Origin of the sequence: Caballeronia sp., from assembly GCF_028292365.1 — a bacterium.
Classification (GTDB): Bacteria; Pseudomonadota; Gammaproteobacteria; order Burkholderiales; family Burkholderiaceae; genus Caballeronia.
In genome coordinates, this window is the sequence record NZ_JAQGMM010000231.1 from 22,893 (window position 1) to 30,866 (window position 7,974).

The following is a 7,974-nucleotide window of genomic DNA, read 5'->3' on the forward strand; positions in this document are numbered from 1 at the left end:
TCCATGATGAACGCCGATCTGCATTGCCATTCCACCGTTTCCGACGGCCAACTCGCTCCTGCCGAGGTCGCCGCGCGCGCCCATGCGGGCGGCGTGACGCTGTGGTCGCTCACCGACCATGATCAGCTTGGCGGCCAGCGCGAGGCGCGGGAAGCCGCACAGTCGCTCGGCATGGCGTATCTGGGCGGGGTGGAGATTTCGGTGACATGGGCGGGACGTACGGTGCATATCGTCGGGCTGAACGTGGATGCTGACAACCAGGCGTTGATCGATGGCCTGGCAGCCACGCGCAGCGGTCGCCAGGCGCGCGGTGAAGCCATCGGCGAGGCGTTGGCCAGCATCGGCATCGCGGGCGCCTATGAAGGCGCACTGCACTATGTGAACGATCCGGCCATGATCTCGCGCACACATTTCGCACGCTATCTGGTCGAAAAGGGTTACGCGGAATCGACCTCGGACGTGTTCGCAAAATATCTCGGCGACGGCAAGCCGGGTTTCGTCGGCCATCGCTGGTCCAAACTGGCCGACGCCATGAAATGGATCAAGGCGGCGGGCGGCGAAGCGGTGATCGCGCATCCCGGGCGTTACGATTTCTCGCCGGTCGAATTCGCCGCGTTGTTCGATGAATTTATCCAGCTCGGTGGCCGCGCGATTGAAGTCGTGACCGGCAGCCACACGCCGGACCAGTATCGCGAATATGCGGAAGTCGCCCGGCGGTACGGCTTTCTCGCATCGCGCGGCTCGGATTTCCATGCGGCAGGCGAGGGGCGTATCGACCTCGGCCAGTTGCCGCCGCTTCCCGCCGATCTCAAGCCGGTATGGGAATGCCTGGTTTAAAGCTGCACCGGGCCAGTTCGTAGCCGGGCTGCGGTTGAACTGCTTTATTGAACCTCGTTTGAACCCCGTAAACGCTGCGCACGATCCTTGCGTTCATCGACTTCTGTTTGTCGCGCAACTGCGTGCATTTGCGGGTATTCTCGCGTGTTCGCATGGAAGCCGTTCGTCGCCTTTATCTGATATTCGGCTCACATGCAGCCGCCCAGCGTATCGGCGACCGTTGGCAGCAAGCTTCCGGACAACCCACTTACGTCTATCTGGTCATGTCTCAATTCTTTCGAATTCATCCTGACAATCCGCAGCCGCGACTGATCAACCAGGCGGTGCAGATCATCAACGATGGTGGCATTGTCGCGTTGCCGACCGATTCAAGCTACGCGCTCGCGTGCCATCTCGACGATAAAGATGCGGTTGAACGGATCCGCCGGATTCGCGGACTCGACGAGAAACAACTGCTCTCGCTGCTAGTGCGCGATTTATCGGAATTGTCGAATTTCGCGATCGTCGATAACCGCAACTATCGTCTGATTAAATCGGTTACGCCCGGTCCTTACGTGTTTGTGCTCCAGGCGACGAAGGAAGTGCCCCGGCGCCTGTCGCACCCTTCGCGAAAGACGATAGGCCTGCGTGTGCCGAATCACGCAATCACGCTCGCGTTGCTCGAAGCGCTGGGTCAGCCGCTGCTCGGTTCGACGCTGATCCTGCCGCCCGACACGCACCCGCTCAACGATGCCGAAGAGATTCGCGAGCGGCTGGAAAAACAGATTGACCTGGTCATCGACGCCGGCGCATGCCCGATGGAACCGTCCACGGTGATTGACCTGACCGGCGACGAACCTGTGTTGGTGCGCCCCGGCCTGGGCAGTCTGGAACCATTCGGTATTACCGCTGAAAACGCCTGAAAACCCTGCACGATGACACAATGCGCAGTGACGCTGCGTTCGGGCGAATAGCCCCGGGCGCAGACTCACTGCTTCGACGCTCGCGCCCCATCGCCCTGGGCGAACGCCAAACCGTCCGCCAACGAGTGGCGCCACAACTGCTTGATACAATAGCGAGCTATGGATTCCTCCCTGATACAAACCATCGCGGTCTACGCGCTCCCCGTGATCTTCGCGATCACGCTGCATGAGGCCGCTCACGGCTATGCGGCCCGTCTGCTGGGTGACAATACGGCTTACGTGCTCGGTCGCGTGTCGCTCAACCCAATGCGCCACATCGATCCCGTCGGCACGCTTGCCATTCCGCTGATCCTCTATTTCGTCACGAGTGGCGCGTTCATGTTCGGTTACGCGAAGCCGGTGCCGGTGGCATTCGGGAACCTGCGCAATCCGCGCTGGGGCAGCTTGTGGGTCGCGGCGGCCGGCCCCGCGAGCAACTTCGTCCAGGCGCTGATCTGGGGCGTAGTCGCGGTGCTGCTGGCGTCATTTAGCGTCAGCGAACCGTTTTTTACGCGCATGGCTGCGGCCGGCGTTGGCGTGAACCTCGTGCTTGGCGTGCTCAACCTGTTTCCCCTGCCGCCGCTCGACGGTGGACGCGTCCTGATGGCGCTGCTGCCCGTACGCGCATCGATCATGCTTTCGCGGCTCGAACCTTACGGCTTTTTCATCGTGATGGCACTTGTCATGACCGGCACCTTGACGCGTTTTTGGCTCGGGCCGCTGGTGAGCGCCGGGTATGTCGCGGTGTCGGCCGTCCTGAATCCCCTTGCCTCGCTTTTACAATAAATCCATGTTCCCTGACCGTATCTTCTCAGGCATGCGGCCGACCGGCTCGCTGCATCTAGGCCACTATCACGGCGTGCTCAAGAACTGGGTGCGGCTGCAGTCCGAGTACCCGTGTTTTTTTGCGGTCGTCGACTGGCATGCACTGACGACCCACTATGAAACGCCTGAAGTTATCGAGAAGAACGTCTGGGAAGTGCTGATCGACTGGCTCGCGTCCGGTATCGATCCGGCGCAGGCCACGCTCTTTATCCAGAGCCGCGTGCCGGAACACGCCGAGCTTGCGCTGCTGCTCGGCATGAGTACGCCGCTCGGCTGGCTCGAACGCGTGCCGACCTATAAAGAGCAGATCGAGAAGTTGAAGGAAAAGGACCTGACCACGTACGGCTTTCTCGGTTATCCGGTGCTGATGGCTGCCGATATCCTGCTGTACCGCGCATCGCTCGTGCCGGTCGGCGAGGACCAGGTGCCGCACGTCGAAATGACGCGCGAGATCGCGCGGCGCTTTAATTATCTGTACGGGCGCGAGGCGGATTTCGAAGAGAAGGCACTCGATGCCGCGAAGAAACTCGGCGGCAAACGCGCGAAGCTTTATCACGAGTTGCGAGTTGCGTATCAGCAAGAAGGCGACGACGAAGCGCTCGAAAAGGCGCGTGCGATGCTGCAGGAGTCGCAGAGCCTCTCCATGAATGATCGCGAACGGCTGTTCGGATACCTGGAAGGTGCACGCAAGATCATTCTGGTCGAGCCGCAGGCGCTGCTGACTGAAGCGTCACGCATGCCGGGACTCGATGGCGCGAAGATGTCGAAGTCGTATGGCAATACCATCGGCTTGCGTGAAGACGCCGAGACCATCACGAAGAAAGTGCGCACCATGCCGACCGATCCGGCTCGGGTCCGCCGCACTGATCCAGGCGACCCGGACAAATGCCCGGTGTGGCAACTGCATCAGGTCTATACCGATGAAACCACGCACAAGTGGGTGCAGACGAACTGCCGCAGCGCTGGCATTGGCTGCCTGGAATGCAAGCAGCCGGTGATCGAGGGCATTTTGCACGAGCAGCAACCCATGCTGGAACGCGCGCAGAAATACATGGACGATCCGTCGCTGTTGCGCGCGATCGTGGCGGACGGTTGCGACAAAGCGCGCAAGTTCGCGGTAGAGACCATGCGTGACGTCCGCGACGCGATGGGCCTCTCGTATAACTGATGACCGCAATGCCAACGCAAGAAAAGTCGCCCACGCCACCCACCACCGCCAGTGCATGGATTGAGCAATGGTCGCATCTGGTGGAGCAGGGCGGCGCGGTACTCGACGTTGCGTCGGGCAATGGCCGCCATGCGCGTTATTTCGCGTTGCGCGGGCATCCGGTGCTGGCGTTGGATCGCGATGAAACCGCCTTGGCGAGCCTTGCTGCCGTGGAGCATGTGACGACCCGTTGCGCCGATCTGGAAAACGCAAGTTGGCCGCTGCGGGACGACGAGAAATTCGCTGCGGTCGTGGTGACGAATTACCTCCACCGGCCCCTGTTCCCGTATCTATTCGATACCTTGGCGCCCGGCGGCGTGCTGCTCTATGAGACCTTCGCCGCAGGCAACGAGCGGGCCGGATTTGGCAAGCCGTCGAACCCGGACTTCCTGCTCAATCCTGGCGAGTTGCTCGACGCCGTGCGGGGCCGGTTGCGGGTCATCGCTTATCAGGATGGATTTATCAACGTCCCGCGTGCATCCTGCGTGCAGCGCATTGTCGCCGCCGCCCCGCTGCGGTCCATGCCAACAGGCCTTACGGAACGTAACAATGCGTCAGATCCCGTTCGTTACGTACTGCAGGGCTAATCCGCTACAATCGCGGTTTACCGACCAATTTCATAGCGTTTCATGACAAACGGAACACACGGCGGCATCCAGATCCGCGGCAGCATTCCTGCCATCGTCACCCCGATGCACGAGGACGGTAGTCTCGATCTGCCGGCGTTTCGAAAACTGATCGACTGGCATGTGGAAGAGGGCTCGAACGGCCTCGTCGTGGTCGGCACCAGCGGTGAATCGGCCACGCTCTCGGTGGACGAACACATCCTGATGGTGAAAACCGCGGTCGAACACACGGCCAAGCGCTTTCCGATCATTGCCGGCGCGGGCGGCAACTCCACCTCCGAAGCGGTCGAGCTGGCAAAAGCAGCGAAGGAAGTCGGCGCCGACGCCACGCTGCAAGTAGTTCCTTACTACAACAAGCCGACGCAAGAAGGCATGTACCAGCACTTCCGCAAAATCGCGGAATCCGTCGACCTGCCCGTGATCCTGTATAACGTTCCGGGCCGGACCGTTGCCGACATGAACCACGACACCGTCCTGCGTTTAGCTGAGGTTCCGGGCATCGTGGGCGTGAAAGAGGCAACGGGCAATATCGACCGTGCGGCAAACCTGATCAAGTACGCGCCGGCGCATTTTGCGATCTACAGCGGCGACGATCCGACGGCGATCGCGTTGATGCTGCTCGGTGGCCACGGCAACATTTCGGTGACCGCGAACGTTGCGCCGAGAGCGATGAGCGAACTCTGCCGCGCCGCGCTTGCCGGCGACGCGATCACCGCGCGCAAGATTCACCTGAGCTTGCTGTCGCTGCATAAGCAGATGTTTTGCGAGTCGAATCCGATCCCCGCGAAATGGGCGCTTGCTGCCCTTGGGCGGATGGAAAGCGGAATTCGCCTGCCGCTGACGCCGCTCGACGCGCGCTATCACGACGCCGTGCGCGACGCATTGCGTGAAACAGGACTTCTGGCCTGACGGCTGGCGGCGGAACGCATTTAAACCGTGCGTCCCGCTGCAATGCAGTGGGTTCGGCCTTATTACCGTTTGGCCAGCCAGCGAGTGTCATCAACCCGTCGTTCATCGACCCGTTCCCGGCTTAGCTTCCAGGCAACGCGCATTCAGCATCACGAAGGACCTCATGAAACGTTCTGCCTTATTCAATCACGCTCGCACCCTGAGCGTGCTGTCGCTTGGAATCGGCACGCTGATCTCGCTCGCCGGTTGTGACACATTGAACGACTGGCTCGCGCCGGATCGGGTCAATTACAAGGGTGCCGAAACGGCGCCTACGCTGACCGTGCCGTCGGATCTGACCACGGCCGATATCAGCCAGCGTTATGCCGCGCCCCCCAAGCTGAATACGCTTGGCGGTGCCGCGCCGCGTGCACTTACGCCGGCTGGCAATGCAACCGTGGGCGTGCCGAATCCGCAAGACCCGTTCGGCATGCACGTGGAGCGTGACGGCGATCGCCGCTGGCTCGTCGTCGATGGCCGTTCGCCCGACCAGCTCTGGCCGCAGTTGCAGGAGTTCTGGGAGGAGAACGGTTTCACGCTCAAGACCGATGCCGCTGCTACCGGCATCATGACGACCGACTGGGCTGAAAACCGCGCGAACATTCCGGACGACTGGTTCAGGAAGAGCATTGGCAAGCTGGTCGACTTTGCGTATTCATCGGGTACACGCGATCAGTTCCGTACGCTGGTCGAGCGCGGTGCGAGTGGTTCCACCGATATTTCCATCAGCCACAGCGCGATGGAAGAAGTGCTGACGGGTCAGGACAAGACGTCGTCAAAATGGGTCGAGCGGCCGCGCAACCCCGCACTTGAAGCCGCATTCCTCGCGAAGCTGATGGAGAAGTTTGGTCTCACCGACGCGCAGGCCAAACAGCTGTTGACCGATGCACGCCCGGCGACTGCGACGGCCTCGGCAGATCCGACAGGTGGCCCGTCCACGCTCGATCTCTCCGAGCCATTCGACAGCGCCTGGCTGCGTGTAGGCCTTGCCCTCGACCGGACCAACTTCACCGTTGACAACCGGGATCGCGCGAAGGGGCTTTACTACGTGCGCTTCTCGGACTCCATGCAGGAGTTGAAGAAGGAAGGGTTACTCGGCAAGTTCTTCGGTGGCGGCACACCCAAGCCTGGGCGCGAGTTCATGGTCAACGTGCGTCCGAAGGCCGACACGGTTACGGAGATTGCCGTCGTCGACGCTAACGGACAGGTGGATACGTCCACTGACGCACAACGGATCGTCGCGTTGTTGCACGCGCAGTTGAACTAGGTTTTCGCCAATGCGTTTTGCCAGTCTCGGCAGCGGCAGCGAAGGCAATGCGTTGCTGGTCGAGTCGGTCAGCGGCACGACGACCACGCGCGTGCTGCTGGATTGTGGTTTCTCCGCGAAGGAAGTCGAGCGGCGCCTCGCGCGGCTCGACGTGCGGGCAGACCAGATCGACGCCATTCTTATCACGCATGAGCATGCGGATCACATTGGTGGCGCGCTGACTCTGGCGCGCAAATTCTCTATTCCGTTGCACATGAGCTGGGGCACCGCGCGCGCAGTGGGTGCCGATGACGCCCCGGTCGATCTACGCGTGCTCTGGGGCGATGAGAGCGTGATGGTAGGGGACCTGGAAGTGCTTCCCTATACTGTGCCCCACGACGCGCGCGAGCCCCTCCAGTACGTGTTCTCGGACGGCGTAAGCCGTTTGGGGGTCCTGACGGATGTCGGGGGTGCTACAGCCCACATCACAAACGTACTGAGTGGTTGCGATGCATTGGTGCTCGAGTCGAATCACGATGTCGGGATGCTCGCTACAAGCCGCTACCCAGCGTCGCTCAAGGCGCGTATTGGCGGTATGCATGGACACCTGAACAACGACGCTGCAGCAGGGATTCTCGCAGCGCTCGATCGATCGAAGCTGCGCCATCTGGTGGCCGCTCATCTAAGTCGGGAAAACAACTTGCCTGAGCTGGCCCAGGCGGCGCTCGCCGCCGTGCTGGGTGGTACGCCGGCCGATGTCGTGGTGGCTACCCAAGCCGACGGGTTCGACTGGCTGTCGTTATAAACTGCGCTGCGATCCTCTATAAGCGCTGCAGCACGCGCTGCGTATCGCTTCATATCGCCGCACACAGGCATTCCGCGTATTCACATCAAGATTTACATCAAGAACCAGCAGACGTAAAAAAACCGGCCCGAGGGCCGGTTTTTTCATAAGCCTCCCAGAATGAAAATCTGCGAGGCTTATTGCGGAGGCTTCGTTTTCAGCTAGATGAAACAGCTAAAAGAGCGGAAAACTAGGCCCCTGACTAGGTGCTTACTGGCTTGCGCCCGAAGCAGGAGCAGCTGCAGAAGCTGCGTCGGTTGCCGATGCAGCAGCCGCAGTTGCGTCGCTTGCAGCAGCCGTAGCGCTCGAAGCTGCGTCGCTAGCAGCAGCTGCAGAATCCGAAGCAGCAGCAGCAGGTGCCGAAGCAGCCGAGGTATCGCTAGCAGCGCCCGGAGCAGCCGTATCGCTAGACTTGTTGCATGCAGCAAGAGCAACAGCAGCCAACAGGGATGCTACGAGGAGAGATTTCTTCATGATCACGTCCTTTTATGGTTAAAGGT

9 protein-coding genes are annotated in these 7,974 nt (G+C 61.0%); 8 read left to right on the top strand and 1 reads right to left on the bottom strand.

Annotation, left to right across the window (positions count from 1 at the left end):
* The first annotated feature begins 6 nt into the window (after window positions 1–6).
* From JWR14_RS14235 to JWR14_RS14270, 8 genes are all read left to right on the top strand, one after another.
* On the top strand, window positions 7–837 hold the full coding sequence (locus tag JWR14_RS14235) for a 3',5'-nucleoside bisphosphate phosphatase (RefSeq protein WP_299707729.1): 831 nt from the start codon (window positions 7–9) through the stop codon (window positions 835–837).
* 263 nt (window positions 838–1,100) lie between these two features.
* Window positions 1,101–1,739, top strand: coding sequence for an L-threonylcarbamoyladenylate synthase (locus JWR14_RS14240; protein ID WP_299707731.1), 639 nt, complete (start codon window positions 1,101–1,103; stop codon window positions 1,737–1,739).
* Between the two features lie 159 nt (window positions 1,740–1,898).
* Window positions 1,899–2,564, top strand: coding sequence for a site-2 protease family protein (locus JWR14_RS14245; protein WP_299707710.1), 666 nt, complete (start codon window positions 1,899–1,901; stop codon window positions 2,562–2,564).
* Between the two features lie 4 nt (window positions 2,565–2,568).
* Complete coding sequence (locus tag JWR14_RS14250; RefSeq protein ID WP_299707712.1) at window positions 2,569–3,771, top strand: tryptophan--tRNA ligase; 1,203 nt, start codon at window positions 2,569–2,571, stop codon at window positions 3,769–3,771.
* 8 nt (window positions 3,772–3,779) lie between these two features.
* Window positions 3,780–4,397, top strand: a complete 618-nt coding sequence (locus JWR14_RS14255; RefSeq protein ID WP_299707714.1) for a class I SAM-dependent methyltransferase — start codon at window positions 3,780–3,782, stop codon at window positions 4,395–4,397.
* Window positions 4,398–4,439: 42 nt separating this feature from the next.
* Entirely contained in the window at window positions 4,440–5,345 is a 906-nt protein-coding gene (dapA, locus tag JWR14_RS14260) for a 4-hydroxy-tetrahydrodipicolinate synthase (RefSeq protein ID WP_299707716.1), read from the top strand.
* A gap of 163 nt (window positions 5,346–5,508) precedes the next feature.
* Entirely contained in the window at window positions 5,509–6,651 is a 1,143-nt protein-coding gene (gene bamC / locus JWR14_RS14265) for an outer membrane protein assembly factor BamC (RefSeq protein WP_299707718.1), read from the top strand.
* Between the two features lie 10 nt (window positions 6,652–6,661).
* Window positions 6,662–7,435, top strand: coding sequence for an MBL fold metallo-hydrolase (locus JWR14_RS14270; RefSeq protein WP_299707720.1), 774 nt, complete (start codon window positions 6,662–6,664; stop codon window positions 7,433–7,435).
* A 249-nt stretch (window positions 7,436–7,684) separates the two neighbouring features.
* Here the strand turns inward: JWR14_RS14270 and JWR14_RS14275 are convergent, their stop codons facing one another.
* Window positions 7,685–7,948, bottom strand: a complete 264-nt coding sequence (locus JWR14_RS14275; protein ID WP_075583450.1) for a hypothetical protein — start codon at window positions 7,946–7,948, stop codon at window positions 7,685–7,687.
* Window positions 7,949–7,974 lie beyond the last annotated feature (26 nt).